Here is a 264-nt window from a genome sequence, read left to right on the forward strand (position 1 = left end):
CTGTAGCGATCGCCGTGGGTGACTCCTTCGTCAGCGGGCACCCGATCAGCGGCAAGCACGGGCCACAGATGCTGCACGCGATGTACCACCACGATCCCGCAGCCGCACTGTCATCGGCCCTGCACATGGAGAGCCTGCCAGCCAACGTGATCCTCCCCGGGCATGGCCCCGCGCTGCACATGACGTTGACCGAAGCGCTCTCCGCACTGCAAGCCTAGGAAGCAGAAACGCCCGTTTCGTTGGTCCGCTGCGCAGTGTGCCGCT

At 65.5% G+C, this 264-nt stretch carries 1 pseudogene; it reads left to right on the top strand.

Annotated elements, in window-relative coordinates:
- Positions 1-218, top strand: a pseudogene (locus ACR9ZK_RS22285) (MBL fold metallo-hydrolase); the annotation flags it as partial.
- Positions 219-264: the final 46 nt, after the last annotated feature.

The organism is Monashia sp. HAY1-5C, from assembly GCF_056755255.1.